This is a genomic window from Leifsonia sp. TF02-11, assembly GCF_017565305.1.
GTDB lineage: Bacteria > Actinomycetota > Actinomycetes > Actinomycetales > Microbacteriaceae > Leifsonia.
This window is the reverse complement of sequence record NZ_JAGEKP010000005.1, coordinates 52,101-76,656: the sequence shown is the minus strand read 5'-3', so window position 1 is coordinate 76,656 and position 24,556 is coordinate 52,101. Positions and strand designations below refer to the sequence as shown.

Below are 24,556 nucleotides of genomic sequence, written 5' to 3'. Positions count from 1 at the left end.
CGATTAATCTTGTCATATGCCGCCAACGTCCTCCCGCGCCGTCGGCACGGTCACCCGCGGCACGACCAACACGAACCGGCTGCGCCGGGTGGATCGCTGGATCGCCACGCTGCCCGCGCTGCGCCGCACCGGCGATCCGCTCGTCGTCGACCTCGGCTACGGCGCGAGCGGAGTGACGGCGTTCGAACTCCAGCACCGGCTGGCGCGCGTGCGCCGGGACGTCGAGGTGCTCGGCCTGGAGATCGACCCCGGCCGCGTGCGGACGGCTCTCGCTCAGTTGGAGGCGGTCCGAGCGGGCAGCACCGCCTTCGACCCGCTGGCGAGCGTGGACTTCCGGGTCGGCGGCTTCGAGGTGCCCCTTCCCGACGGCCGGCACGCGGCTGTCATCCGTGCCTTCAACGTGCTGCGGCAGTACGACGAGTCGGAGGTCGCCGCGGCCTGGGAGCGGATGCTCGGCCGGCTGCAGCTCGGCGGGGTGCTGGTGGAGGGCACCTGCGACGAGATCGGCCGGATCGCCAGCTGGGTGACGCTCGACGCGACCGGCCCGCAGACCTTCTCGATCTCGCTCCGACTGCGCGGGCTGGAGGCGCCCAGCGTGGTGGCGGAGCGGCTCCCCAAGGCGCTCATCCATCGCAATGTCCCGGGCGAGCGCGTGCACCTGTTCCTCCAGGACCTCGACCGGCTCTGGCGGGTCCATGCACCGCTCGGCGCGTACGGCCCGAAGCAGCGCTGGATCGCGACCGCCCAGGGGATGAAGGAGGCCGGCTGGCCGGTCGTCGGCGGGAGGCCCCGTTGGCGGCTCGGCGAGCTCACCGTCGCGTGGGACGCCGTCGCGCCCGTGTAGCGAACGGAGGAGATCCGCGCCGGCAGGCCGGCTGTGGGCCGCTACCGGAGGAGATCGGGCCGGCTCCCGCTCCAATGTCCTCCGTTACCCGCGCCGCCGCGGTGGGGTAACGGAGGAGATCCGCTCGGCTGGAGCCCGGAACTCCTCCGTTGGCTGCGATCGGGGTGCGGCACGCCGCGGAAGTCCTCCGCTGCCGACGTCAGGCGCGCGGGGTGCGGGTGACGGCGCCCAATCGCGGCAGCCGGGGGACGTGCGCCTCTGCGCCGGCCTCGGGCGGCACCACGACCTCCTGGGCCGCGGCGACGAGGGTGCCGTCGGCCTCGACGGTCAACGTGGCGGCCGCGTCCGTGCCGCGCTTGACCACGGCGAGCGCGATCGGGCCGAGCTCGTAGTGCAGCGCGGAGGAGGTCACGGTGCCGACGACGCGTCCGTCGAGGGTGACCTCCGCGCCCGCGACCGGATGCACGCCCTCCGACCCGTCGAGGTGCAGCATCACCAGCCGCCGTGGCGGGTGCCCGAGGTTGTGGACCTTCGCGACGGTCTCCTGCCCGCGATAGCAACCCTTGGTCAGGTGCACAGCGGTGCGCAGCCAGTCGAGTTCGTGCGGGATGGTGCGTTCGTCCACCTCTGTTGCGAAACGCGGCCGCCAGGCGGCGATGCGCAGGGCGTCGGCGGCGAGGGTGCCCGCAACGGCCAGCTCGCCCGACTCCACGCGCGAGACGATCGACGCGAGCGCCTCCCGCGGAACCAGCCGCTCGCTCCAACTCCAGCCCGCGCCGGGATGATCACCCGTCGCGTACTGGTGGCCTCCCGGCGTCACCGCGTGCCAGGGGTCGTGCCACACCAGCGGCACGCCGTGGGGCGCCGCGAGCGGCAGCGGCGGATCGCCGAGCGTGCCGATCGTCGCCAGGGTCTCGGTGTGGTCGGCGAGCTCGACGCGGAGCATGAACCGCATCGAGTCGAGCCAAGCCAGAAGGCCGGCGGCCTCCGGGCGGTCGACGAGCAGCCACAGCGCCGCGCCGTCCTCGATCAGCCGGACGGCGTGCTCCACCCGCCCGGTGACGTCGAGCAGCAGCGTCTCGGACGACTCGCCCGGCTGGAGGCCGAGCAGCGACTGGCTGGTCAGCGAGTTGAGCCAGCTGAGCCGGTCAGGGCCGGTGATCGACAGGACCGCACGGTCGGACAGGTCGACGATCGCGCCGCCGTCGACGAGCGCGCGCTGCTCGGCCAGCGGGTTGCCGTAGTGCGACGGCACGCCGCTCTCAGCGGTGTCGACAGCGCCGGGGAGCGCGAGGAACGGCGACGAGGACACGTCAGTCGACCTTGGCGAGACGTGCAGAGGCGTGCGTGCGGAGCTCCTGCCCCAGGGCCGCGATGTCCCAGGCCCAGAGCAGGTGTCCCTCCACCAGGCCGTAGAGGCGGGTCGCCGCGCTGTACTCCTTGGCGCCGGCGGTGCGCACGACGGCGTCGGTCGCGAGGTCGATGCGCGGGCCGTTCACCTGGCCGATGTAGAGCTCGCTGACGCCGTCGGGATGGATGATCGCGACGTCGATGTCGAAACCGCCGCTGGAGGAGCGGAGGGTCTCGACGGCCTGGGGGGTGCCGAACGGGCGTGCGCCCTGACCGGGCAGCATCGCGGGGCCGGGGTCGCCCTCCACGAGCGTGCGGCTGAGTCGCCAGTAGCCCGTCTCGGCCGCGAGCGGAGTGCGGTTCTCGTCGAGCACCCACGACGTGGCCGAGTAGTTGAGGTACGCCTCGCCATCCTGGCTGAAGCTGATGCGCTGGCCGAACTCAAGCTGGGTGTGTTCGTCGCCGACGGCGTAGTCGACGACGCCGCTCCCCTCCCAGACCCCGATCAGCCAGGAGAGCGGAACGAGCTCGGCCGGAAGGTCGGTGGGGAGCTCGATCATGCCTAGCGCTGGCCGCGGAAGAGGTTGTAGACCACCACTCCGGAGACACCGAGGATGGCGAGGGTGGCCAGACCCAGCAGGCCGATGAAGAAGAGTTCGAGAGCGACGAGCATAGCGGCAGTCTAGTCGGTTCCGGTCAGTGCCAGAGCGTGGTGGCACCGAGGATCGCGCCGAAGACGCCGAGGATCACGAAGCTGCCGGTGAGCGTCGTCGCGAGCCGGTTGACGAAGCCCTCCTTCTGCTGGGTCGCGAGCTGTGCTCCGAACGACGCGATCACGGACACGCCGAGGGCGAGCGACAGCCACGACGCGTACTGGGCGGGTCGCGACAGCGCAGCGATCAGGATCCCGAGCGCCAGGGCAAGCGCCCACACCGCTCCGACGCTCCACGCGACGGCGGCACGCGGCAGCGGCTCCGGGGGTGGTCCAGCGGCCGCGGCCGGGCCCAGCGGTCCCGGGTCCGGAGCCCCCTGGTCCTGCGGCGTCTCGCTCATCCCCCCATTGTGCCCTGCGGTCGTAGAGTGCGCCTCCCCTGCCCGCTGTCGCCGCTCCGCCGCCGGAGGCTCAGTGTGACCCCGATCCTGGGATGAAAGCGTTTCCGGTAGCATTGCGGCACGAAGAGGCGAGGAGGAACTGGGTGGCGCAGCTGTTGATCCTCACGCCTGCGCCCGATGCAGAGGTGCTTCCGGCCCTCGGTCTCCTCAGCCACCGCACCCGTCAGATCCCCGCCGAACCGGCATCGCTGGTCAACGCTCCCGCGTGCGACCTGATCTTCGTGGACGCCCGTCGCGACCTGGCGAGCGCCAAGTCGCTCTGCAAGATCCTCACGACCACCGGCATCACGGTTCCGCTGCTGCTCGTGCTCACCGAAGGCGGGCTCACGGCGGTGAGCGCCGAGTGGGGCGTCAACGACGTCGTCCTCGACAGTGCGGGCCCTGCGGAGGTCGACGCGCGCATCCGACTGGCGATCGGCCGGCAAGGCCAGGAGCACTCGCAGACGAAGATCCAGGCCTCCGGCGTCACGATCGACGAAGCCAGCTACTCGGCCAAGGCGCACGGGAGGACGCTGGACCTCACCTTCAAGGAGTTCGAGCTGCTCCGGTTCTTCGCGACGCACCCGTCCCGGGTGTTCACGCGCGAACAGCTCCTGAGCGAGGTGTGGGGCTACGACTACTTCGGTGGAACGCGCACGGTCGACGTGCATGTGCGGCGATTGCGCGCCAAGCTCGGCGACCTCGAGTCCCTGATCGGGACGGTGCGCAACGTGGGCTACCGCTTCAACGTCTACGAAGACGAGAACGACCGGCTTCCCTCGTCGGTACATCCCTGATGGCACGGGCTGTGACGGACGGGCTCTGATGCACGGGCTCTGACGCACGGGCCGAGCGAGCACCGCTGAGCGTCCTGCACAGTCCGCGGCGACGCTCGTTTGTCCACAGTTAACCGAGACTCGTGCCGCCGGCCGCTCGTGCGGTGCCATGATGGTTGGCATGGACGGCGAGCGCACCACACTGGAGAACGGCCTACTCGACAACGGGCTGAGCGGCAGCCTGGGCAGCGACTTCGACGACGACTTCGCGCCCTTCATCTACGAGCCGGATCCGACGCTGCCCGACGACCGCTACCTCGACCGTGAGCTGAGCTGGCTGGCGTTCAACCAGCGTGTGCTCGAACTGGCGGAGGATCCGCTGCTGCCGGTCCTGGAGCGCGCCAACTTCCTCGCGATCTTCGCCAGCAACCTCGACGAGTTCTTCATGGTCAGGGTCGCCGGCCTCAAGCGGCGCATCGCCACCGGGCTCGCGGTTCCGACGAACGTCGGCCGGGCCCCGCAGGATGTGCTGGCCGACATCTCGGAGAAGGCGCACGAGCTCCAGGTGCGCCATGCCAAGGCGTACCGCGAACTGGTGCTCCCCGCTCTCGAGGCGGCGGGCATCGCGGTCTCCTCCTGGGATGAGCTCGACGAGGCGGACAAGGTGCAGATGCGCGAGGTCTTCTCGCAGCAGATCTTCCCCGTGCTGATGCCGCTCGCCGTCGACCCTGCGCACCCCTTCCCCTACATCTCGGGGCTGTCGCTCAACCTCTCGGTGCGCGTACGCAACTCGCGGACGGGCAAGGAGCAGTTCGCCCGTCTCAAGGTGCCGCAGATGCTGCCGCGGTTCGTGCGCATCGACGCACGCGAGGGCCTCGGGCAGGTGCGGTTCCTGCGCCTGGAGGATCTCATCGCCAACCACCTGGGCGACCTCTTCCCCGGTATGGAGATCCTCGACCACCACGTCTTCCGCGTCACGCGCAACGAAGACGTCGAGATCGACGAGGACGAGACGGAGAACCTCATCCAGGCGCTCGAGCGCGAGCTGCTTCGTCGCCGCTTCGGGCCGCCGATCCGGCTCGAGGTCACCGACGACATGGACGACGTGACCCTCGGCCTGCTGGTGCGCGAGCTCGACGTGACCGAGCAGGAGGTCTACCGTCTGCCCGCCCCGCTCGACCTCGGCGGACTCTTCGACCTCGCCAGGATCGACCGTCCCGACCTCCACTACCCCAACCATGTGCCCACCACGGCGCCGCAGCTCATGCCGAGCGAGCCGAACGCCAAGCCGGACGTCTTCGCCGCGGTCTCGCGCCAGGACATCCTGCTGCACCACCCGTACGAGTCGTTCGCCACGAGCGTGCAAGCGTTCCTGGAGCAGGCGGCCGCCGACCCGCACGTGCTCGCCATCAAGCAGACCCTGTACCGCACCTCGGGCGACAGCCCCATCGTGGAGGCCCTGATCGACGCGGCGGAGGCCGGCAAGCAGGTCCTGGCCCTCGTCGAGATCAAGGCGCGGTTCGACGAGCAGAACAACATCTCCTGGGCGCGCAAGCTCGAGAAGGCCGGCGTGCACGTCGTGTACGGGCTGGTCGGGCTCAAGACGCACTGCAAGCTCGCGCTGGTCATCCGGGAGGAGAAGGGCGTCCTCAAGCACTACAGCCACATCGGCACGGGCAACTACAACCCGAAGACCTCGCGCATCTACGAAGACCTCGGCCTGCTGACCGCCGACGACCAGGTGGGCAAAGATCTCACCCGGCTTTTCAACGAGCTCTCCGGCTACGCGATCGAGAAGAAGTTCAAGCGCCTCCTCGTCGCCCCGCTGCACCTGCGCAAGGGCCTGCTGAAGCGCATCGACACCGAGGCGGCGAACGCCGCGGCGGGCCGGCCGTCCGGTATCCGGATCAAGCTCAACTCGATCGTCGACGAAGCCATCATCGACGCGCTCTACCGCGCGAGCCAGGCCGGTGTGCCCGTCGAGCTGTGGGTGCGCGGCATCTGCGGCCTCGTTCCCGGGCGCGAGGGGCTGTCCGAGAACATCCGGGTCCGCTCCGTGCTGGGCCGCTACCTGGAGCATTCGCGGGTGTTCTCGTTCGTCAACGACGGCGACCCGCACGTCTACATCGGCAGCGCCGACATGATGCACCGCAACCTCGACCGACGGGTGGAGGCGCTGGTGCGGCTGGCCGACCCCGACCACCTGGCAGAGCTCGACCGCCTGTTCGACCTCGCGTTCGACGAGCGCACCGCCGCCTGGGCGCTGGCCGAGGACGGCGTCTGGACGCGGCACCACCTCGACGAGAACGGCGCACCGCTCACCGACCTCCAGACGAAGCTGCAACAGCAGGCCAGCCACCGTCCCCGCAGCACCCGTACGGGAACGAGGCGGTGAGCCTCGCCGTCTACGCCGCGGGCGCCCTGTGCTGGCGCATCGTGGACGACAAGCTCGTCATGCTGGTCGTGCACCGTACCAAGTACGGCGACGTCACGATCCCCAAAGGCAAGGTGGATCCGGGCGAGACGCTCCCGCAGACCGCCGTGCGCGAGATCCTGGAGGAGACCGGTCTGGCCGTCACGTTGGGCGTGCCGCTGGGCGTCTCGGCGTACCCGCTGACCTCCGGTCGCGAGAAGATCGTCCACTACTGGGCGGCCGAGGTCACGGATCAGGCCATCGCGCAGTCGACGTTCGTGCCCAACTCCGAGATCGCGGCGATCGAGTGGGTCACCCTCAAGAAGGCGCGCGGCTACCTCACCTACGAGCGCGACGTCGAGATCCTCGACGCGTTCGAGGCGCTGGTGAAGCAGGGCATCACCTCCACGTTCGCACTGATCGCGCTCCGCCACGGCAAGGCCGAGCCGCGTGGCGGCTGGCAGGGCCCCGATGCCTCCCGACCGCTCACCGACCGCGGCGTCAAGCAGGCGGCGGGCGACGTTCCCACCCTGCGCGCCTGGCGGCCGAGACGCATCATCACCAGCGACGCGGTGCGCTGCGTCGCCACCGTCGCCCCCTTGGCCGCCGCCACCGGAGTCAAGCCGCGACGGGAGCCCGGCATCAGCCAGGACGCCTACGAGGAGGGCAGAGGCGATGTGCGCAGCGTGGTCGGCAAGCGCGTCCGCTCCCGCAAGACGGCCGTGCTCTGCAGCCACGGGCCGGTGCTTCCCGAGATCCTCCGCGAGATCGCCCTCGCCACCGGCACCATGCCCGGCGGCTACCTCAACGACGCGGCGGACCTCGACACCGGCGGGTTCTCGATCGTGCACCTGTCTGCGACCAACCCGGCGTCGGGAATCGTCTCCATCGAGACCTACGCGCCGGCCGTGGACTGACGAACGCCACGCGGAGTGCCCAGCGGGCCGCTGCCCCAGCGGCAGCGCCGCGTGGCGCAGGGCCAGTGGCCGACGCACCAGCTAGCCAACCCTTGTTTACCTTCCGTTTACCACTGCGGGGGACTCTGGACAGACACCGGGCATAGCGTCTCACGCGGGTCGCACCGACCCCGTCCTGTTGTTACTGATCCCCGGAAGGGACAACTGTGAAACTGAAGCGTCTTGGCGTTCCCGTGGCACTTCTCGCCGCCGCCGCCATCTCCCTCACCGCTTGTGCGTCGAACGAGGGAAGCACCCCGGCGACCACCACGGCCAAGCCGTCGAACCTGTCCGGCACGCTGAACGGCATCGGCTCGTCCGCCCAGGGCGCCGCCCAGACCGTCTGGATCGCCGGCTTCCAGCAGGCCAACCCGAAGGCGACCGTCAACTACGACCCGCAGGGCTCCGGCGCCGGCCGCAAGAGCTTCATCGCGGGCGCGGCGGACTTCGCCGGTTCGGACGCCGCGCTGAAGACCGAGGAGCTCGCCGGCACGTTCGCGGGCTGCGCCGCGGGCACCAAGGGCATCGACCTCCCCGTCTACATCTCCCCGATCGCGATCGCGTACAACGTCGACGGCGTGAAGGACCTCAAGCTCGACGCCGACACGATCGCCGGCATCTTCTCGGGCAAGATCACCACCTGGGACGACGCGAAGATCAAGGCGCTGAACTCGGGCGCGACGCTCCCGTCGGCTCCGATCACCGTCGTGCACCGCTCCGACGACTCGGGCACCACGCAGAACTTCACCGAGTACCTCGCCGCGAACGCGCCGACCGTGTGGACCGCGCCTGCCTCGCAGACGTTCCCGTTCCAGGTCGGTGACGCCGCCAAGGGCACCTCGGGTGTCGCGGACGCCACCAAGAACGCGAAGAACTCGATCACCTACATCGACGAGTCCGGCTCGGCCGGCCTCTCGATCGCTCAGCTGAAGGTGGGCGACAACTTCGAGAAGATCAGCGCCAGCGGCGCGGCCGCCGTGGTCGCCGCCTCGCCGATCGCCTCGGGCCGCGAGACCAACGACCTGGCCATCCAGATCAACCGCAAGGACACCACCAAGGGTGCCTGGCCGCTGGTCCTGGTCTCGTACGTGATCGCCTGCCAGCAGTACACTGACGCCGCCAAGGCAGACCTCGTCAAGGGCTACGTCGACTACATCATCAGCAGCGACGCCCAGAAGGCCGCCGCCGACCAGGCCGGCTCGGCTCCGCTCTCGAGCGACCTGTCCTCCAAGGTCAGCAAGGCTGTCGCCAGCATCAAGTAACACCCCGGCCGCTCGGCCTGGACCGCACGACGGTCCGGGCCGAGCGGCGCATCACCCTCACCCTCCGGGGAACCCGATGAGAGAAAGCTACGAATGACCGCCGGAACCGCAGGAGCCATCAGGCCGAAGGCGAAGGTCCGCCTCGGCGACCGCGTCTTCTCCACCAGCACCGTCGTCGCCGGGTCGCTGATCCTCGCCACCCTCGCCGCCGTGGCGCTGTTCCTCATCATCCAGAGCATCCCGGCCCTGTTCGCCGGCGCAGGCCAGCTGCCCAACAACGCGACCAACTTCTGGTCGTGGGTGTGGCCGCTGGTCTTCGGCACCATCTGGGCTGCCCTCATCGCCCTCCTCATCGCGACGCCGCTGTCGATCGGGATCGCGCTCTTCATCTCTCACTACGCCCCCCGGCGCGTGGCGCAGACCCTCGGCTACATCATCGACCTGCTCGCGGCGGTCCCCTCGGTCGTCTTCGGCCTCTGGGGCATCGCGACCCTGTCGTCGTTCGTGCAGCCCTTCTACGTCTGGCTCGGCCAGTACCTCGGCTGGATCCCCTTCTTCGCACCGCCGGTCTCCGGCACCGGCCGCACCATCCTGACCGCGGCCATCGTGCTCGCGGTGATGGTCATTCCGATCATGACGGCGATCTGCCGTGAGATCTTCCTGCAGACTCCCCGCCTCCACGAGGAGGCCGCGCTCGCTCTCGGCGCGACCAAGTGGGAGATGGTCCGCATGGCCGTCCTCCCCTTCGCCCGCAGCGGCATCGTCTCGGCGATGATGCTCGGCCTCGGCCGCGCCCTCGGCGAGACCCTGGCGATCGCGATGGTGCTGTCGCCGGCGCTGATCGTCAAGTGGGCCGTGCTGCAGGCGCAGAGCCCCAACACGATCGCCGCGAACATCGCGCTCCAGTTCCCCGAGGCCACCGGCGTCGGCGTCAACGCCCTCATCGCCTCGGGCCTGGTGCTGTTCGTGGTGACCCTCCTGATCAACATGCTCGCCCGTTACATCGTCAGCCGCCGTGCGGCCTTCTCTGGAGCGAACTGATGGCCGCCACAACGACCGCGACCGCGGCACCCCGTCCGCTCGCCAACTCCTACACCGCGGGCAAGCTGCCGCGCTGGACCCCCTGGGTGATGCTGGTCGTCTCCTGGGCCATCCTCGTCGCCGTCTTCGCGATGCTCGCCGCCAGCGGCGCCACCAAGGGCTTCAACATCGTCGGCGCGGTCTTCTTCGGCACCGTGCTCTTCGACGTGGCCATCTATTCGACCTCGCTTCTGGTCGAGGGCGCACGCAAGGCCAAGGACCGCCTGGTCACCTCGCTCGTGGCCACCGCCTTCATCATCGCGCTGCTGCCGCTGATCTCGCTGGGCTGGACCGTGCTCGCCCAGGGACTCGCCCGCTTCGACGTCGCGTTCTTCTCCGAGTCGATGCGCAACGTGATCGGCGAGGGCGGCGGCGCGCTGCACGCGATCATCGGCACGCTGATCATCACCGCGCTGACCGCGATCATCTCCGTGCCGATCGGCCTGCTGACCTCCATCTACCTGGTCGAATACGGTCGTGGCACGCTCGCCAGGGCCATCACCTTCCTCGTGGACGTGATGACGGGCATCCCGTCGATCGTCGCCGGTCTGTTCGCGTACGCGCTGTTCGCGCTGATCTTCGGCCCGGCCATCCGCAACGGCTTCATGGGCGCCATCGCGCTCTCGGTGCTGATGATCCCGGTGGTCGTGCGTTCGAGCGAGGAGATCCTGCGGATCGTCCCCAATGAGCTGCGCGAGGCCTCGCTCGCCCTCGGCGTTCCGAAGTGGCTGACCGTGGTGAAGGTCGTCCTGCCGACGTCGCTCGCCGGACTCGTCACCGGTGTGATGCTCGCGATCGCCCGCGTGATCGGCGAGACCGCGCCGTTGCTGATCGTCGCCGGGTTCACGACGAGCATGAACTACGACCCGTTCAACGACCGCATGATGGCCCTCCCGGTGTTCGTGTACACCCAGTACACGCAGGCCGCCGGCCTCCACGCCCAGGCCTCCGTCGACCGCGCGTGGACCGGCGCCCTCACCCTGATCATCATCGTCATGCTGCTGAACCTGATCGGGCGCATCATCGCCAAGGCCTTCGCCCCCAAGTACGGCCGCTGATCCCGACCTCCACCGACTCACCCGAAGAACGCAGACAAGGAAAAACGTGTCCAAGCGCATCGAAGTCAACGACCTGAACGTCTACTACGGCAAGTTCCTCGCCGTGGAGGGTGTGTCGCTCACCATCGAGCCCCGCACCGTGACCGCGTTCATCGGGCCGTCGGGCTGCGGCAAGTCCACCTTCCTCCGCACGCTGAACCGCATGCACGAGGTCATCCCCGGCGCATACGTCGACGGCGAGGTGCTGATCGACGGCAACAACCTGTACGGCACCGGTGTCGACCCCGTGCTCGTGCGCCGCCAGGTCGGGATGGTGTTCCAGCGCCCCAACCCGTTCCCCACCATGAGCATCCGCGACAACGTGCTCGCCGGCGTCAAGCTCAACAACCGGCGCATGTCGAAGAGCGAGAGCGACGACCTGGTCGAGAAGTCGCTGCAGGGCGCCAACCTCTGGAACGAGGTCAAGGACCGTCTGAACCTGCCGGGCTCCGGACTGTCGGGCGGCCAGCAGCAGCGTCTGTGCATCGCGCGCGCCATCGCGGTCTCCCCCGATGTGCTGCTGATGGACGAGCCCTGCTCTGCCCTCGACCCGATCTCCACCCTGGCGATCGAGGACCTCATCGAGGAGCTCAAGAACGACTACACGATCGTGATCGTCACCCACAACATGCAGCAGGCTTCCCGCGTCTCCGACCGCACTGCGTTCTTCAACATCGCGGGCACAGGCAAGCCGGGCAAGCTCATCGAGTACAACGACACCAACATGATCTTCTCGAACCCGACCGTCCAGGCCACCGAGGACTACGTCTCCGGCCGCTTCGGTTGATCGAACGCTCCGTACGACGAGAGGCCCGCGGGATGTCCCTCGGGCCTCTCGTCGTATCCGGGCGATCAGGTGGGGTCAGGGCGATCAGGTGGGGTCAGGGCGATCAGGCCGGGGTGATGGCGAGGATCGGCTGCGTCGTCGGCTTCGGGGAGCCCCCGTCCGGCTCGACGGTCATGCCGACCGTGACGCCCGCTGTCATGTCTCCGTCGAGCACCCGCCAGGAGGCGACGGTGCCGGACGAGTCCATGGTGCCGGCCGGAGTGGCCGCACCGTCTTTGATGTACCAGAGCTCGTACGTCTTGTCGTCCGCGAGCTTCGGGAGGTCGGTGGCGATCACGGCGGACCGGCCCAGCTGAGCGGACCACACCAGGGTCGCGGTGCCGCCGCCGCTGACGGGGGAGGTCGCGCGCTGCGCGTCGGGGGCGGCGTTGATCGCGGCGAGAGCCGTGGCCTGTTCGTGCTGGTAGGTGTCGGTGCCGACCAGGCCGACTCCGACGAACGTGCCGGCGACGAAAAGGACGACCGCTGCGGCCGCCGCGGCGAGGATAACAGCGGGGCGCTGGAACCAGCGGCGGTCGGCGCGACGTTCGGCCGACGTCTGACGTTCGGCGGGCCTCTGGGGCGAGTGCTCGACAGGCGCCGGCGCGGCCTCCTGGGGCCGGTCAGGGGCCTCCTGAACGGTGTCTGCCGGCAGTTGCGGGGTGGAGGCCAGCTTGGCGAACAGGGCCGCCTTCAGCTCGGTTGACGGCTGCACGGGCTCTGCGGCGGCCGCGAGCTGGGCTGCGACCTCTTCGAACTCGCGGGCCTCCTGCTCGTTCCGGGCGCCGAGGCGCGCGCCGAGGCGTTCGGGGTCGACGATTCCACGGTCGTCGTCGGTCATCGGGTCACCCCCAGCTCGTCTCGCAGCCGTATCATCGCATCCCGCAACCGGGTTTTGGCTGTGCCGAGGGGGATGCCGAGCTCGGCCGCGATCTCGCTCTGGCTCAAGCCTCCGTAGTACGCGAGGCCGATGGCCTGCCGTTGCGCGTCGCTCAGTCTCGTCATGGCCACCTCCACCCTCTCGTGTTCCACCCGCACCTCGACCGTTTCGGCCACCACGTCGAAATCCGTCGGCAGGTCGCGGATGCCGATGGCGGTATCCCGATCGTGGGCGGACTGGGACGCCCGGATGCGGTCGACCGCTCGCCGGTGGGCCATCGTGAGGATCCAGGTGAGTGCTCGTCCCTTATTCGGATCGAACCGCGCCGCGGATTGCCACGCTTCGAGGAAGACCTCCTGCGTGACCTCCTCCGACTGCGCCGCGTCGATCACGAGCCGGCGCACCAGGCCGAGCACCCGAGGGGCGGTCCGGTCGTAGAAGTCCGAGAACGCACGCTGATCGCCACGCGCCGTCGCGAGCAGAAGCGCATCGAGGTCGGGTGGCGAGCCGTCGCCCGAGGTGTCGTCCACGTGCTGTTTCTCCGCTCCGGTGCTGCGTTGGTGTCGGGCGCTGTCGAATTCGACAGTAGACCACTCTTCGCGGAGTCTCGTGTCTCCGGGCACGAAAGAGCCGGACCGCAGAACGCCTCTCGGCGCGAGGCCGCTCGAAGCGGCAAGTATTGGAGCCCGGGGTTACTGCGGTCCGGCTTCGTCCATAGTACAGGAGGCGAGGGGTGCGTTCACGGCGTGGCGTTCGCGGCGCGAGAACGCGAACGGGGAATACGGCCTCAGTCGAGCGAGTCGCTGCGCCAGAGCCGCGCGCACGCCGTCAATTCCTCCGCGGTGCGGGTGAAGCGCAGCGCGCGCGTGGTGAGCTCGCTCGCGCGCTCCGGGTCGAGCGGGTCGCGATCGTCGGCGATGGAAAGGCAGCCGGCGGCGGTCACCCGGCAGAACGCGGCGGCCCGGTCGAGAGCGACGGCGAAATCCCCCTCGAACACCCCGCGGAGGATCCGGTCGGCGAGCTCGGTGACCTCCCCCGGCCCGGCCGGCGTCGGCGCCCCGGCGACCACAGGGTCGATGGACGCGATGACCTCGGTGCCGCGCTGGTAGAGCAGGGCGGTGCCGTCGGCGTCCTGCCGGATCAGCAGCCGCAGCAGGTAGATGCGCCAGAGCGCCCCCGGCAGGCTTTTGGCGTTCGACCGCGACCACAACTCGGCGATCGCGTCGATGCCGTGCTCGTCCGTGTAGGCCACCAGCCGATCCACGATCTCTGGGTCGGGATCCTCCCGCACCCGCGCGAGCAGCGCCTGCGCGGTCTCGTGGGCGACCTTGCTGATCTGCGCCGGATCATCCCCACCGAGGAACGCCTCGAACATCCCCCCGGGAAACAGTGTCGGCTTGTGAAAGCGGTCAGACATCCTCCCATTCTGCCCCGGCACGGGAAGGCACGGAATCCACGCTAGATTAGAGGGCGAGGGCCTCTAGCTCAGTCGGTAGAGCATCGGACTTTTAATCCGCGGGTCGTGGGTTCGAGCCCCACGGGGCCCACTCAGTGTGTCAAAGGGATTCAAGCCCACCGGCGGCCGGATCCGGCTCGCCGATTTCGGGATTTGCCCACACTTTGCCCACAACTTCTGGAGAGCCAAGGCGGCTCAATGCGTCTCCAACGGCATCACGGTCGTACGGCGTAGTTGTCGCGGCTCCGCGCCGGCGTCCTAAGCTCCGATCGTGGCAAGCGATGACGACTACTCGGTGATCCGCGTCTTTCCCGACTACGCCGAGAGTGTGATGTGGTTCATCATCGGAACCGTCTCCTACCGCGAGTCCTGCATCAGCGATACCCTCCGGCACGACATGGAGGCGTGGGAGAACCATTACTACGAGGCGATGGGCAACGACCTCGTGTGGCGGTCGCGAGAAGATGAGAAGTACCACGCCGCGGAAGGCCGTCGCCTCGCGGAGGCGCTGTCCGTCGAGGTGGGTCACGCTTTAGAAGTCGAGTACTACGACGAACGCGACCGGAAGGTGCGGGTGCGGTCAGACGAGCCGGCCACGAACGAGCGCGCCGCCCGCGCCTTCGACAGGATTCGTGCCGCGCACCTGGAACTCGTCGTGCGGGTCACACGCGAACCCGAAGCCGCCTTCGGCTGGTTCGCGGACGACCCGAACGACGAACCGCGTCAGTGATGCCGCTCGACGATCGCACGCTCGTGGAGGATTCGACACTCAGCCCAGGTGCGACCGGATGAAGATGACGGCGTAGAGCACGAATCCGATCGCGCCGATGATCATCCCCGCGATCGCCAGCCCGCCGCCGCGGGCCTGGCCGAGCCGCGCTGCACGGTAGCCGCGTCCGGCGATCGCAGCACCGAGCGCTCCGATGAAGCCGAACACGAAGAGGCTCACGCACGAGATCACGAAGCCCCAGATCGCCGGCTGACTGAACGGAAGCCGTTGAGCCTGCGGCGGAAGAGCCGGCGGCGCGGTCGGAATCGGCTGGATCGGCTGGCCGGGTTGGCCGGGCTGGATCGGCTGGATCGGCTGCTGGTACGCGGGCTGTTCGGGGTCGTCCATGTCGCCTCCTGTCGGCCGCGGCATCGTGGGCGGCCGACACGACTGTAGTCCCCGCTACGCCGTCTCCCCCGCCCGGATCGATCGTGTCGACGATCCGGGACACGCCGCACTACCCTCCATCGCGCACTACAACGTATTCCGTGGTACCGTGTGACGCGACACAGTGGGAGGTCGCGTGGATACGACGCAATTGCTCAAGGGGGTGCTCGACGTGGCCGTTCTGGCCGTGGTCCAGCACGAAGACGGCTACGGGTACGACATCGTGCGCCGGCTCCGGGAGGCCGGGCTCGGCGATGTCGGCGACGCCTCCGTCTACGGCACCCTGCGACGGCTGTACACCGCGGGTGCCGTCTCCAGCTACATGGCGCCGTCCGAGGGCGGACCCAACCGCAAGTACTACGCCATCAGCTCCGCAGGCCGCGAGATGCTCGCCAGCCAGCGAGAGACGTGGACGTCGTTCTCGGCCGCGATGTCCGCCCTGCTCGACGAACCCCAGACCCTGACCGCCGTCCACTCGATCGGAGACCGCTGATGACCACGACCACCCTGCGGGACGATGTCGCGGCCTTCGCCGCCGCCGTTCGCGCCCACCTCGACGACCTGCCGTCCGACGAGGTCGAAGACCTCACCGACGGCCTGGAGTCCGACCTCTTCGAGCAGGCCGAGGACAACGGCGGGCGGCTCGCCGAGTCGGATGCCGCGCAGTACGCGGCCGAGCTGCGGGCCTCCGCCGGCCTACCCGAGCGGTCGGCGGCGTCGGCCGCCTCGCTGCGAAGCCGCCTCACCGACTTCGTCGCGCACGCCAGGACGCGGACGTCGGAGCTCGCGCGGTCGAGCAGGTTCGGCGCGTGGCTGACCGACCTGCTGCTCGCGCTACGGCCAGTGTGGTGGCTGTTCCGCGGTTGGGCGGTCTTCTTCCTCGGATGGATGCTCGTCGTGCGCCAATCGCGTCTGCTCCCGGACAGCCTTCCCGGCTGGGTGGTGCTGATCGTGATCATGCTGGTCAGCGTCCAGTGGGGACGCGGTCGGTGGTTGCCGATGGGCTGGCTGAAAGGCGTACGGGTCCTGATGTCCGTCGTGGCCGTCGTCGCGGCGCCGTTCCTCGCCACCGCCGCACTGAACGCCGCCGCCAACGCGTACTCCGGGACGCAGGTCTACTCCGAGCCGGCACCCGTCGGACTCACCCAGGACGGCCAGCCGGTCACCAACATCTTCGGCTACGACGCGGAGGGGAAGCCGCTCGAGCACGTCCAGCTCTTCGACCAGGATGGTGAGCCTCTCGTCACCGTCGGGCGGTCCGCCATCGGGAGCGACTCCGAGTACACCGGAGACCCGAACCGCGTGCGGATCCCGTTCGCGAAGGCAGGCGGCAACTACGTCTGGAACGTGTTCCCGCTGCGCGAGGCGCCGATGTCGGAATCCGGACAGGTCGAGACGGGCAAGGCCCAGGCGGTGCCGCTCCCGTTTCAGTTGACCTCGCCGCTGAGTGCGTACCGGCAGGCGACGACAGGGCCCACACCGGCACCGACGGGGGCGCCGACGCCGACGGCGCCGCCCACTCCGCTCCCGACGCCGACTCCGGCGCCATGACGGCATCGGAGGCGGCGCCGGTCGGCATCGACCCTGCGGCGATCGAGCTGCCGCGGACGGTCTCGATCGACGTCACCGATCTGATGCGGCTCCTGACGGCGCAGTCTGCCTAGCGGTCGGAAGGAAAACGGCGTCCCATTCCCCTGTCTCAGCGCTAAAACAGGAGTTTGCGGGGCGCCCCAGGGGACATCTCCTGCCGGAGGGGCGGGGGGTGGGGGTGGAAAAGGGGGGGGTCAGGCGGCGGGGCCCTGGGCCAGCGTTACGGTCGCGGTGTGGGAGGCGCCGGAGGCGTCCGTCCAGGTGACGCTGACGCTGTCGCCGGGGGCGTGGGCGCCGAGCGCGGCCGTGAGGGCCGACGCCGAGTCGATCGCGGTGCCGTTTACTGCGGTGATGGTGTCGCCGGTGGTCAGGCCCGCGGCCGCGGCGGGGCTCCCGTCGATGACGCCGGCGATCGTCGCACCGGAGGTCGCGGCTCCCGCGGTGTCGCCGGTCGAGGATCCGGAACCGAAGCCGCCGAAGGCGGAACCGTCGCCCGAACCCGAGCTCGCACCAGCCGCGGAATCGACCTCCACGCCGAGGAATGCGGGGTAGCCGATGGTCACGGTCGATGACGACCGGCCCGACTCGATCTGGCCGGCGATGGTCAGCGCGGGCTCGATCGGGATGGCGTAGCCGGCGATCGCACCGCCCTGCTCTGCGGCGGTGTCGATGCCGATCACCTGGTCCGCGGAGTTGAACAGCGGACCCCCGGAGTCGCCGGCCTGGATGTCGGCGTCGGTCTCGATGAGGCCGTTCAAGGTCTCCGAGGCGGCGGTCTGCTCGGCCTGCGTCGTGATGGTCTGGTCGAGCGCCGTGATCGTGCCCGGTGACGCGGACGGCGTCCCTCCCGTTCCGCCGGCGTTGCCGACGCCGGTGACCGCCTCGCCGACCGACGCATCCGACGCGGTGTCGAGGGTGGCGGTGCTGAGACCGGAGGCGTTGCCGAGTTGGAGGACGGCGATGTCGTCCGTCGCGTCGGTGCCCACGACCGTCGCCGTGTACTGCGCGCCGGTCGCGACGACCGTGACGCTGATGCTGGTCGCCCCCTCGACCACGTGGTTGTTGGTCAGGATCTCGCCGTTCGAGGTCAGGACGAGGCCGGTGCCCGCGCTCTCCGCCTGGTCGTAGGTCAGCTGGGAGGTGATGTCGACGACGCCGACCTCCTGAGCGGCCGTCGCGCTCGCCAGGGCGGAGGACCCGGAGGAGGCGGAGGACGAACTGGAGCCGCCGCTGCCGGAACCGTATCCGTATCCGTAGCCTCCCGAGCCGTACCCATACCCGGAGCTGCTCCGCCCGAAAACGGCGTGGATGCTCGCCGACGACGCGGTCGACGTCGATGCTCCGGCGGCGTTGGCCGCACCGCCCGCTGCGAGCCCGAAAGCCGCCCCGACTGCGGCCGTCGCGGCGACCGCCGTCGACAGCACGATCACCCGCCGGCTCCGATGCCTGCGCCGGTCCGGCTGCGCAGCGGCGTTCAGCCGCGCATCGGCGGGCGGCTGCGCGCCCTCGTCGTTCGTACCCGTGGGAACCCCGTCGACGGTGTCCATGGCTCTCGTCCTCTCAGCTGTGTCGCGTGATCGCCACAGCACACCGCAGCCGAGTGAGAGACCCTCATGGACGACCTATGTCCTGACCGGGAGAAACCCAGAGTCCGCTGTGAGGCTATCCCGCCGGGCGATCCGGGTGGTCAGACGCGGCTCTCGTGGCGGACGGGCTTCAGCCGCTCCGGGGCTTCGGTCGCCTCGGGGAACTCGCACCGGAACTCGCCCTCGTACCCGAACAGGAAGCCGAACACCGCGTTGTGCACCTCCATCCGGATCCGGTACACGCCGTCGTCCTCGTCGAACCATTCGTGCAGGCGCGCCCGACCGCTGAACAGCATCGGGAACCGGAACCCGACCAGCGTGCCCTCGTAGAACCGCTGCGCTCCCGAGACGAGGTGCAGCGACCCGTCGTCCCCGACACTCAAGTCGAGATCGACCGCCAGATGCTGATGCGTTCCGAGGTAGTCGACGACGCGTCCGTCGTGGAGGATCATGGTCGCGTCGAAACGGCTGGGCCGACGTCGCACCCGGTACTCCCGCACGAACGTGACGGTCTCGCGTCCGAGCGGATCCCGATACGGGAAGTTCTCGATCGTGAACGGCACGTTCTCACCGACGTCGGCGATCAGGATGTTGCGGAGCCGTCCGAGCTGGAGGAACGGGACGACCCACCACGGGCCGCGGCGGATGCGCGACATGACGCCGGTGCCGACGCACGCGTAGCCGGCATCCAGCCCCACACCGAACCGCTTCTGCATCATCGGCGACAGCCGGGCGAAGTCCTCCCCCAGCGCCCGGGCGAAGATCGAGGTCACGGCGCCTCCAGGGTCACGGTACCTCCAGCGTCACGGCGCCTCCAAGGTGGCCAGGGTCGCGGGCTCGCGGTCCGCCCCGCGAGCGTAGCGCGGGACGCGCAGACACCGGGAAGCGCGCGGCCGATCCCGTCGCCAGAACTGCAGCACCGACCGGAGCGGCCACTCCTCCGGCGGCGTGCCGGTCTCCGCCCAGATCCGCAGCCGGTCGAAGCTCCACGCCGTCATCCACCCGATCAGCGGGCGGGAGACCAGTGCGTCGAGGAACCTCCCCCACCCGGGCACGTAGTCGTAGCCGGTGATGAAGGTGGTGCCCGATTCGGTCGGAAGGTATCGCCAATAGCCCCGTCCTTCACCCAGCGGGGAGAGCCGGTCGCCGGTCGTGAACCGGAGCGCCGAGGTGCGCGTGCCGTCCGGCCGGGTGCGCTCGCCGAGGGAGGTGCCGGTGCCCGCGATCGTGTGCAGCGGGATCCTCCGCTCGTACCGGAACCGGTACCCGCCGCTCGCCAGCCGGTCGGTGGGCACGATCGAACTGAACCGCAGGTCCCAGCGCGCGTGCAGCGCCGGGTCCTGCGTCAGCGCCCAGAGGTCGTCGACGGCGCAGGCGATGTCGATCTCGACGTACACCCGACCTGTCCGCATCCCCTCATCCTGGCCAACATCCGCCGGGCCACGCACGCCCCCGATCGGAGGACAGGCGGCAGGCCGGCGGGTCGACACGGCACCCTGCGTGTCGATTCCGCGCGGGCCGCTAGTCTGACCACACCAGTCGTCACGAACCGGGGGATCACATGCACCGACGAAGCCGCGTCACCACGCTCGCCGCCGCCACCGCCCTCGCCGTCATCGCGCTCGCAGGTTGCGCGTCGCCGCAGGCCGGCCCGACGGCCACCGCGACCGCGAGCTCCGTGCCGACGGCCACCGCGACAGCGACCTCCGCGCCGACACCGACCGCGACCGCCGGCAACGTCCCGACCGACCAGGGCTCCTGGATCATCGACTTCGACACGCTCGCCGGGGTCCGCGTCGGGCAGCCGATCGCATCCTTCGGGCAGGCGGCGGGGCTCGTACGCCAGCAGGATACCGTCGACTGCCCGCCCGGGTTCTCCTCCACGACACCCGTCGACGGCGAACCGGACAACCAGCTGAGCGTCTCCTTCCTGCAGGCGGAAAGCAGGGGCACCGACGTGGCCGATCCCACGCTCACACTCGGCATGGTCTTCGCGCGCACCTCCCCCGACGCCGTGCAGCCGGGATCCCCGGCGACCACCGCGGGCATCCGGGTGGGGTCCACGGAGGCGGCGCTCCTGGCCGCCTACCCGAACGTGAAGAAGGGCAGCTCCAGGTACGACGAGTCCAGCGGCTCCCGAACGTACTTCCTCGGCCCGCAAGGCGGTCGCTACCTCGTCTTCAACGTGCGGCCGACACCGGACGGCTCCGGCGTAACGGTCAACACCATCCAGACCTCGACATACAACAGCATCATCGACGTCTGCGACTGATCGGCCGCGTCGCCGCTCAGGCGACGCCGGTGACCCGGCCGCGCTCGAGCACGTAGCCCACCGCGACCGCGCCCGCCACGCACAGCATGATCGGGGCGAGCAGCTCGGGCCCCTGGTTCGTGAACTCCATCACCAGGAGCAGTGCCGTGAGCGGTGCGCGCATGGTCACCGCCAGAAATGCCGCCGACCCGAGCAGGGCGAAGGCCGCGAGGGGTTCGCCCGGCCAGGCCAGCTGCCAGACGCCGCCGAGCGTCAGGCCCAGTCCGGCGCCGATCGCGAGCGATGGAGTGAGCGTTCCGCCCGCGGCTCCGGCTCCGATGGTCCCGACGGTGGCAGCGGTCTTCACCAGCGTGATCCCGAGGATGACGACGACCGGCAGCGACGCCGTGAAGGCGAGCTGGCCGAGCGAACGGCCGTTGCCCAGGATCGCCGGCAGCCAGAGGGAGGCGACCCCGACTGCTGCGAACACCAGCGGCATCACGACCAGGATGCCCCACGATTTCGGCCGATGGGTCTGGGCCAGGCGCGTCAGTCGGACGAAGCCGACGGCGGCGAAGCCGATGATCGGGCCGGCCAGGATCGCCCAGACCACGATCTGCGGGTGCAGCGGCACCTGCTCGACGACGTAGAGCGGGTTGGCCGGCACCACGATGCGCGCCACCAGCGCCGCGATCGCGGAGGTGGCGAGGGCGGGGAGAACCGTGGCGAAACTGATCTCGGCCAGCAGGATCTCGACAGCGAAGACCGCACCGCCGAAGGGGACGTTGTAGACCGCCGCGAGGCCGGCGCCCGCGCCGCACGCGACCAGGATGCGCCGCTCCCTGGCGCTCACGCCCGCGCGGTCGGCCAGCCACGACGCCCACCACGCCGCGATCTCCCGCGGTGCGACCTCCCGGCCGATCGAGGCGCCGAGCCCGACGATGACGACCTGGAGGGCCGCGTTCAGGAGGGTCACCACTCCGGGCATCCGCTTGCCGCCGACCGCGGCCTCCACCGACACCACGGCGTGGTCGGCCCTGCGGCGGCCCCACGCGCGCAGGAAGTACCAGCCGACGGCGCCGACGATACCGGCCACCACGAGCGCCACGACGCGGTTCACCGGAGGGGCCTCGAGCAAGCCCTCGAGGAAGCTGCCCTCCGAGTAGCCGAACGCCAGATGCTGGATGCTGTGCAGGCCCAGGTAGACGAGCCCGCCGCCGATGCCCGCGCCCACGCCGACGAGGGCGGTCACGACGACGAGCCGGATCAGCCAGCCGGGTGTGGTCGGTCCGGGCTGGCGGCGGGCGGTGGGCACGGAATCAGGCTATCGTCCGCCGTGGCGGCGCGTCACGGCGCGTCACGGCGCGGCCAGGGCGCCGACGGTGAGCAGCGTGACGGTCGTGGTCGTGCACGCCGTGACCGTGTCGTCCCTCACGAACAGCGACTCGGTGGAGCCGGGCGGATAGACGCGGAACCCGTCGGCCTTCTGCGGCTTGCAGTCCCCCTCCGGGTAGTTCATCGCCTGGACGATCTTCAGCGCCGCCTGTGCGGTGCCGCCGGGCCGGAGGACGACCGTCGCGTGCGGGGTGCTCCTGTCGAAGTCGGCCGGCTTGCCGAGCTGGGTGCCGTTGCCGCCCCCGACGAAGGAGACACCGGGCCAGCCCTGCAGCGAGCACTGGGCCGAGCCGTGATTGGTGAGAACCAGGGTGACCTCCACGCTGCCGGCGGCCCCGCCTCCCCCCTGTCCGATGGTGCCTTTCAGGCTGGACGTCGCGCACTGCCCTTCGACGGGCTGCGCGGTGCTGGTCCCGGTCGGCCGCGGCGACGCGGACCCGGTGTCCGTCGGCGATTCCGACGAGCTCGGCGACGTGGACGGGCCGCCCGCTGCCGTGCAGCCCGCGATGCCGAACACGACGGCCGCCGACAGCGCGAGTGTGACGACGGCACGTGCGAGGGCGGCGCTGGAGGTCGCGGACATGCTCTATTGTCAGCACGCCGAAGCCGGTGGTCGCAGGACGGCGCGCCGCCCTCGCGGCAGTCGTCCTGACAGTATGGACGCATGAAAGCGTTCGGTCAGTGGCTCGCCCGTTGGTGGACGGTCTTCGTCCCGATCGTCGGCATCGTCGTGCTCGTCGCTTTCTGGACGGTCGAGCTCCAGCCGCTGGCTGTCGCCCTGATCGCCGTCGTCCTGGCGGGAACGGTGCTGGCGGCGGTGCAGCACGCGGAGGTCGTGGCGCACCGGGTCGGCGAGCCCTTCGGGTCGCTCGTGCTCGCGGTGGCCGTGACGATCATCGAGGTGGCCCTGATCGTCACACTCATGACGACGGGCAAGGACAGCGCGACGCTGGCACGCGACACGGTCTTCTCCGCCGTGATGATCACGATGAACGGCATCGTCGGGCTCAGCCTGCTGTTGAGCGCCTCGCGACGCGAGACCACGACGTTCAACGCGCAGGGCAGCGGAGCGGCGCTCGGGACGGTGACCGCGATGGCGACGCTCACGATGGTGCTCCCGACCTTCACCGAGGCGACGCCCGGCCCCGAGTTCTCGCCCAGCCAGCTCACGTTCGCGGCGATCGCCTCCGTGCTGCTCTACGGGATGTTCGTCTTCACGCAGACCTTCGCGCACCGCGACTTCTTCCTGCCGGTGTCGCCCAAAGGCAAGCCCCTCTCCGACGACGAGGAGACCCACGCGGACGCCCCCTCGAACCGCACCGCGCTCATCAGCGTCGGCCTGCTCCTCGTCGCGCTCGTCGCGGTCGTGGGGCTCGCCAAGCTGGAGTCGACTCCGATCGAGCGCGCCGTGACCGGGATCGGCCTCCCGCAGTCGTTCGTGGGTGTGATCATCGCACTCCTGGTGCTACTGCCGGAGGGCATCGCCGCATCGAAGGCAGCGCGGCGCAACCGCATGCAGACCAGCCTGAACCTCGCCCTGGGCTCGGCGATCGCGAGCATCGGACTCACCATCCCCGCGATCGCGGTCGCGTCGATCTGGCTCCCCGGTCCGCTGCACCTGGGTCTCGGCTCCAGCCAGATCGTGCTGCTGATGCTGACGGTCGTCATCAGCATCCTGACGATCATGCCCGGCCAGGCGGCCCGCATCAAGGGCGGCATCCACCTCATCATCTTCGCGGCGTTCATCTTCCTGTCGATCGCGCCGTGACGTCACGGCCCTCACGCCGACGGCGTAGGGTGACGCCATGAGCGAGCGCGACCCGCGGGTGGATGCGTACCTGAACGGGCTGCCGCTGTGGCAGCAGCAGGTCCTCGGCGAACTGCGGGACATCCTCCACGAGGCGGATCCCGCGATGGAGGAGACTATCAAGCGCTCCGGCCGGCGCTGACCGCCGCATCCCAGAGCTGCTCCGCCGCGAGACGTGCGGCGAGCGGGGTCCCCCCGCACATCGCCGCACTCGCCGACGCGCCGTCGAACAGGAGGGTCAGCTGCACGGCGAGCACGTGCGGCGACCTCGCACCCGCCGCCTCCGCCTGGCGCTGGAAGTACGCCGTCAGCTCCCCCTTGAAGTGCTGCGCGACCACGGCCGCCGGATGGTTGCGATCGCGCAGCTCGGTGGCGACGTTGACGAACGGGCAACCGAAGAAGTCCCCGGCCTCCGCCGCGCTATGGAGGGCGTCGTAGACGTGCAGCACCCGTTCGCGCGGTGAGCGCCCGTCGTCCTCCGCGCAGAAGTACCCCGCGACCACGCGCGGACCGTATTCGCGGAGCATGTCGGCCACGATCGCGTCTTTACTCGCGAAGTGCTGGTAGATGGAACGCTTGGAGACCTGGGCCTCCTGCGCGAGTCGGTCGACTCCGACGGCGTTGACGCCCTCGCGGATGAAGAGTCGCGCCGCGGCGTCGAGCACGCGCTCCCTGGGTCGGGGGCGGGCGGGGATGGTCGACGTCATGCAGACGATTCTAGGGGCACGCTTGCACAAAG

General features: G+C 69.9%; 27 protein-coding genes and 1 tRNA gene. 15 read left to right on the top strand and 13 right to left on the bottom strand.

Annotated elements, in window-relative coordinates; translation table 11 throughout:
- Nucleotides 1-16: 16 nt before the first annotated feature.
- Nucleotides 17-844 (top strand): class I SAM-dependent methyltransferase, encoded by an 828-nt coding sequence (locus JNB50_RS08875; protein ID WP_208039770.1) that lies wholly within the window; start codon nucleotides 17-19, stop codon nucleotides 842-844.
- Between the two features lie 199 nt (nucleotides 845-1,043).
- Here JNB50_RS08875 and JNB50_RS08870 read toward each other — a convergent pair whose 3' ends face one another.
- The 3 genes from JNB50_RS08870 to JNB50_RS08860 form a co-directional block, all read right to left on the bottom strand.
- Nucleotides 1,044-2,156, bottom strand: coding sequence for a folate-binding protein YgfZ (locus tag JNB50_RS08870; protein WP_208039769.1), 1,113 nt, complete (start codon nucleotides 2,154-2,156; stop codon nucleotides 1,044-1,046).
- Between the two features lies 1 nt (nucleotide 2,157).
- Entirely contained in the window at nucleotides 2,158-2,754 is a 597-nt protein-coding gene (locus JNB50_RS08865; protein WP_208039768.1) for an FABP family protein, read from the bottom strand.
- A gap of 136 nt (nucleotides 2,755-2,890) precedes the next feature.
- Nucleotides 2,891-3,247, bottom strand: a complete 357-nt coding sequence (locus JNB50_RS08860) for a hypothetical protein (protein WP_208039767.1) — start codon at nucleotides 3,245-3,247, stop codon at nucleotides 2,891-2,893.
- Nucleotides 3,248-3,390: 143 nt separating this feature from the next.
- On the opposite strand from JNB50_RS08860, the gene JNB50_RS08855 reads away from it, so the two are divergent.
- The 7 genes from JNB50_RS08855 (at nucleotide 3,391) to pstB (ending at nucleotide 11,657) form a co-directional block, all read left to right on the top strand.
- Entirely contained in the window at nucleotides 3,391-4,083 is a 693-nt protein-coding gene (locus JNB50_RS08855) for a response regulator transcription factor (RefSeq protein ID WP_208039766.1), read from the top strand.
- A 160-nt stretch (nucleotides 4,084-4,243) separates the two neighbouring features.
- Nucleotides 4,244-6,457: an RNA degradosome polyphosphate kinase gene (locus tag JNB50_RS08850; RefSeq protein ID WP_208039765.1), complete on the top strand. Its 2,214-nt coding sequence runs from the start codon at nucleotides 4,244-4,246 to the stop codon at nucleotides 6,455-6,457.
- Nucleotides 6,454-7,392, top strand: coding sequence for an NUDIX domain-containing protein (locus JNB50_RS08845; RefSeq protein ID WP_208039764.1), 939 nt, complete (start codon nucleotides 6,454-6,456; stop codon nucleotides 7,390-7,392). Before JNB50_RS08850 ends, JNB50_RS08845 begins: the two co-directional genes overlap by 4 nt.
- 206 nt (nucleotides 7,393-7,598) lie before the next feature.
- Nucleotides 7,599-8,693: a phosphate ABC transporter substrate-binding protein PstS gene (pstS, locus tag JNB50_RS08840; protein WP_208039763.1), complete on the top strand. Its 1,095-nt coding sequence runs from the start codon at nucleotides 7,599-7,601 to the stop codon at nucleotides 8,691-8,693.
- A gap of 93 nt (nucleotides 8,694-8,786) precedes the next feature.
- Complete coding sequence (pstC, locus tag JNB50_RS08835; protein WP_208039762.1) at nucleotides 8,787-9,734, top strand: phosphate ABC transporter permease subunit PstC; 948 nt, start codon at nucleotides 8,787-8,789, stop codon at nucleotides 9,732-9,734.
- Nucleotides 9,734-10,831, top strand: a complete 1,098-nt coding sequence (gene pstA / locus JNB50_RS08830) for a phosphate ABC transporter permease PstA (RefSeq protein ID WP_208039761.1) — start codon at nucleotides 9,734-9,736, stop codon at nucleotides 10,829-10,831. Before pstC ends, pstA begins: the two co-directional genes overlap by 1 nt.
- A 46-nt stretch (nucleotides 10,832-10,877) precedes the next feature.
- Nucleotides 10,878-11,657, top strand: a complete 780-nt coding sequence (pstB, locus tag JNB50_RS08825; protein WP_208039760.1) for a phosphate ABC transporter ATP-binding protein PstB — start codon at nucleotides 10,878-10,880, stop codon at nucleotides 11,655-11,657.
- Nucleotides 11,658-11,760: 103 nt separating this feature from the next.
- Here the strand turns inward: pstB and JNB50_RS08820 are convergent, their stop codons facing one another.
- The 3 genes from JNB50_RS08820 to JNB50_RS08810 form a co-directional block, all read right to left on the bottom strand.
- Nucleotides 11,761-12,537 (bottom strand): anti-sigma factor, encoded by a 777-nt coding sequence (locus JNB50_RS08820; protein ID WP_208039759.1) that lies wholly within the window; start codon nucleotides 12,535-12,537, stop codon nucleotides 11,761-11,763.
- Nucleotides 12,534-13,106 carry an ECF RNA polymerase sigma factor SigK gene (sigK, locus tag JNB50_RS08815; RefSeq protein ID WP_208039758.1) on the bottom strand — a complete coding sequence of 191 codons (573 nt, stop codon included), beginning with the start codon at nucleotides 13,104-13,106 and terminating at the stop codon, nucleotides 12,534-12,536. The genes JNB50_RS08820 and sigK overlap by 4 nt, the downstream gene beginning before the upstream one ends.
- Nucleotides 13,107-13,363: 257 nt before the next feature.
- On the bottom strand, nucleotides 13,364-13,993 hold the full coding sequence (locus JNB50_RS08810; protein WP_208039757.1) for a DNA-directed RNA polymerase subunit beta: 630 nt from the start codon (nucleotides 13,991-13,993) through the stop codon (nucleotides 13,364-13,366).
- A 57-nt stretch (nucleotides 13,994-14,050) separates the two neighbouring features.
- Between JNB50_RS08810 and JNB50_RS08805 the strand changes: the two genes are divergently transcribed.
- Both JNB50_RS08805 and JNB50_RS08800 read left to right on the top strand, forming a co-directional pair.
- Nucleotides 14,051-14,123, top strand: a tRNA-Lys gene (locus JNB50_RS08805).
- A 180-nt stretch (nucleotides 14,124-14,303) separates the two neighbouring features.
- Nucleotides 14,304-14,762, top strand: coding sequence for a hypothetical protein (locus tag JNB50_RS08800; protein WP_208039756.1), 459 nt, complete (start codon nucleotides 14,304-14,306; stop codon nucleotides 14,760-14,762).
- A 39-nt stretch (nucleotides 14,763-14,801) separates the two neighbouring features.
- Here the strand turns inward: JNB50_RS08800 and JNB50_RS08795 are convergent, their stop codons facing one another.
- Nucleotides 14,802-15,149 (bottom strand): DUF4190 domain-containing protein, encoded by a 348-nt coding sequence (locus tag JNB50_RS08795; protein WP_243768254.1) that lies wholly within the window; start codon nucleotides 15,147-15,149, stop codon nucleotides 14,802-14,804.
- Between the two features lie 175 nt (nucleotides 15,150-15,324).
- Here JNB50_RS08795 and JNB50_RS08790 point away from each other — a divergent pair, with 175 nt between their 5' ends.
- On the top strand, nucleotides 15,325-15,681 hold the full coding sequence (locus JNB50_RS08790) for a PadR family transcriptional regulator (RefSeq protein WP_208039755.1): 357 nt from the start codon (nucleotides 15,325-15,327) through the stop codon (nucleotides 15,679-15,681).
- On the top strand, nucleotides 15,681-16,739 hold the full coding sequence (locus JNB50_RS08785) for a hypothetical protein (RefSeq protein WP_208039754.1): 1,059 nt from the start codon (nucleotides 15,681-15,683) through the stop codon (nucleotides 16,737-16,739). The genes JNB50_RS08790 and JNB50_RS08785 overlap by 1 nt, the downstream gene beginning before the upstream one ends.
- 233 nt (nucleotides 16,740-16,972) lie before the next feature.
- On the opposite strand, the gene JNB50_RS08780 is transcribed toward JNB50_RS08785, so the two are convergent.
- From JNB50_RS08780 to JNB50_RS08770, 3 genes are all read right to left on the bottom strand, one after another.
- Nucleotides 16,973-18,325, bottom strand: coding sequence for a S1C family serine protease (locus tag JNB50_RS08780; protein WP_208039753.1), 1,353 nt, complete (start codon nucleotides 18,323-18,325; stop codon nucleotides 16,973-16,975).
- Between the two features lie 140 nt (nucleotides 18,326-18,465).
- Nucleotides 18,466-19,137, bottom strand: coding sequence for a DUF4166 domain-containing protein (locus tag JNB50_RS08775; protein WP_208039752.1), 672 nt, complete (start codon nucleotides 19,135-19,137; stop codon nucleotides 18,466-18,468).
- Nucleotides 19,138-19,167: 30 nt separating this feature from the next.
- On the bottom strand, nucleotides 19,168-19,776 hold the full coding sequence (locus JNB50_RS08770) for an SRPBCC family protein (RefSeq protein ID WP_208039751.1): 609 nt from the start codon (nucleotides 19,774-19,776) through the stop codon (nucleotides 19,168-19,170).
- A gap of 149 nt (nucleotides 19,777-19,925) precedes the next feature.
- Here JNB50_RS08770 and JNB50_RS08765 point away from each other — a divergent pair, with 149 nt between their 5' ends.
- A complete protein-coding gene (locus tag JNB50_RS08765; protein ID WP_208039750.1) occupies nucleotides 19,926-20,636 on the top strand; it encodes a hypothetical protein in 711 nt (236 codons plus the stop codon).
- A gap of 16 nt (nucleotides 20,637-20,652) precedes the next feature.
- On the opposite strand, the gene JNB50_RS08760 is transcribed toward JNB50_RS08765, so the two are convergent.
- Together JNB50_RS08760 and JNB50_RS08755 are read right to left on the bottom strand one after the other, a co-directional pair.
- Nucleotides 20,653-21,930 carry a chloride channel protein gene (locus JNB50_RS08760; protein WP_307794657.1) on the bottom strand — a complete coding sequence of 426 codons (1,278 nt, stop codon included), beginning with the start codon at nucleotides 21,928-21,930 and terminating at the stop codon, nucleotides 20,653-20,655.
- Nucleotides 21,931-21,972: 42 nt separating this feature from the next.
- Nucleotides 21,973-22,593: a DUF4232 domain-containing protein gene (locus JNB50_RS08755; RefSeq protein ID WP_208039749.1), complete on the bottom strand. Its 621-nt coding sequence runs from the start codon at nucleotides 22,591-22,593 to the stop codon at nucleotides 21,973-21,975.
- Between the two features lie 81 nt (nucleotides 22,594-22,674).
- Between JNB50_RS08755 and JNB50_RS08750 the strand changes: the two genes are divergently transcribed.
- Nucleotides 22,675-23,778, top strand: coding sequence for a calcium:proton antiporter (locus JNB50_RS08750; protein ID WP_208039748.1), 1,104 nt, complete (start codon nucleotides 22,675-22,677; stop codon nucleotides 23,776-23,778).
- Between the two features lie 37 nt (nucleotides 23,779-23,815).
- Complete coding sequence (locus JNB50_RS08745; RefSeq protein WP_208039747.1) at nucleotides 23,816-23,959, top strand: hypothetical protein; 144 nt, start codon at nucleotides 23,816-23,818, stop codon at nucleotides 23,957-23,959.
- On the opposite strand, the gene JNB50_RS08740 is transcribed toward JNB50_RS08745, so the two are convergent.
- Nucleotides 23,937-24,524: a TetR/AcrR family transcriptional regulator gene (locus JNB50_RS08740; protein ID WP_208039746.1), complete on the bottom strand. Its 588-nt coding sequence runs from the start codon at nucleotides 24,522-24,524 to the stop codon at nucleotides 23,937-23,939. The genes JNB50_RS08745 and JNB50_RS08740 overlap by 23 nt on opposite strands.
- Nucleotides 24,525-24,556: the final 32 nt, after the last annotated feature.

Excerpts from the sequence above, each read along its gene's own strand:
- pstC (WP_208039762.1), top strand. The coding sequence starts at position 8,787 with ATGACCGCCGGAACCGCAGGAGCCATCAGGCCGAAGGCGAAGGTCCGC.
- JNB50_RS08785 (WP_208039754.1), top strand. The coding sequence starts at position 15,681 with ATGACCACGACCACCCTGCGGGACGATGTCGCGGCCTTCGCCGCCGCC.
- JNB50_RS08865 (WP_208039768.1), bottom strand. The coding sequence starts at position 2,754 with ATGATCGAGCTCCCCACCGACCTTCCGGCCGAGCTCGTTCCGCTCTCC.
- JNB50_RS08850 (WP_208039765.1), top strand. The coding sequence starts at position 4,244 with ATGGACGGCGAGCGCACCACACTGGAGAACGGCCTACTCGACAACGGG.
- JNB50_RS08820 (WP_208039759.1), bottom strand. The coding sequence starts at position 12,537 with ATGACCGACGACGACCGTGGAATCGTCGACCCCGAACGCCTCGGCGCG.
- JNB50_RS08860 (WP_208039767.1), bottom strand. The coding sequence starts at position 3,247 with ATGAGCGAGACGCCGCAGGACCAGGGGGCTCCGGACCCGGGACCGCTG.
- JNB50_RS08875 (WP_208039770.1), top strand. The coding sequence starts at position 17 with ATGCCGCCAACGTCCTCCCGCGCCGTCGGCACGGTCACCCGCGGCACG.
- JNB50_RS08780 (WP_208039753.1), bottom strand. The coding sequence starts at position 18,325 with ATGGACACCGTCGACGGGGTTCCCACGGGTACGAACGACGAGGGCGCG.
- JNB50_RS08770 (WP_208039751.1), bottom strand. The coding sequence starts at position 19,776 with ATGCGGACAGGTCGGGTGTACGTCGAGATCGACATCGCCTGCGCCGTC.
- JNB50_RS08795 (WP_243768254.1), bottom strand. The coding sequence starts at position 15,149 with ATGGACGACCCCGAACAGCCCGCGTACCAGCAGCCGATCCAGCCGATC.
- JNB50_RS08765 (WP_208039750.1), top strand. The coding sequence starts at position 19,926 with ATGCACCGACGAAGCCGCGTCACCACGCTCGCCGCCGCCACCGCCCTC.
- pstA (WP_208039761.1), top strand. The coding sequence starts at position 9,734 with ATGGCCGCCACAACGACCGCGACCGCGGCACCCCGTCCGCTCGCCAAC.
- JNB50_RS08750 (WP_208039748.1), top strand. The coding sequence starts at position 22,675 with ATGAAAGCGTTCGGTCAGTGGCTCGCCCGTTGGTGGACGGTCTTCGTC.
- JNB50_RS08740 (WP_208039746.1), bottom strand. The coding sequence starts at position 24,524 with ATGACGTCGACCATCCCCGCCCGCCCCCGACCCAGGGAGCGCGTGCTC.
- JNB50_RS08755 (WP_208039749.1), bottom strand. The coding sequence starts at position 22,593 with ATGTCCGCGACCTCCAGCGCCGCCCTCGCACGTGCCGTCGTCACACTC.
- JNB50_RS08745 (WP_208039747.1), top strand. The coding sequence starts at position 23,816 with ATGAGCGAGCGCGACCCGCGGGTGGATGCGTACCTGAACGGGCTGCCG.
- JNB50_RS08810 (WP_208039757.1), bottom strand. The coding sequence starts at position 13,993 with ATGTCTGACCGCTTTCACAAGCCGACACTGTTTCCCGGGGGGATGTTC.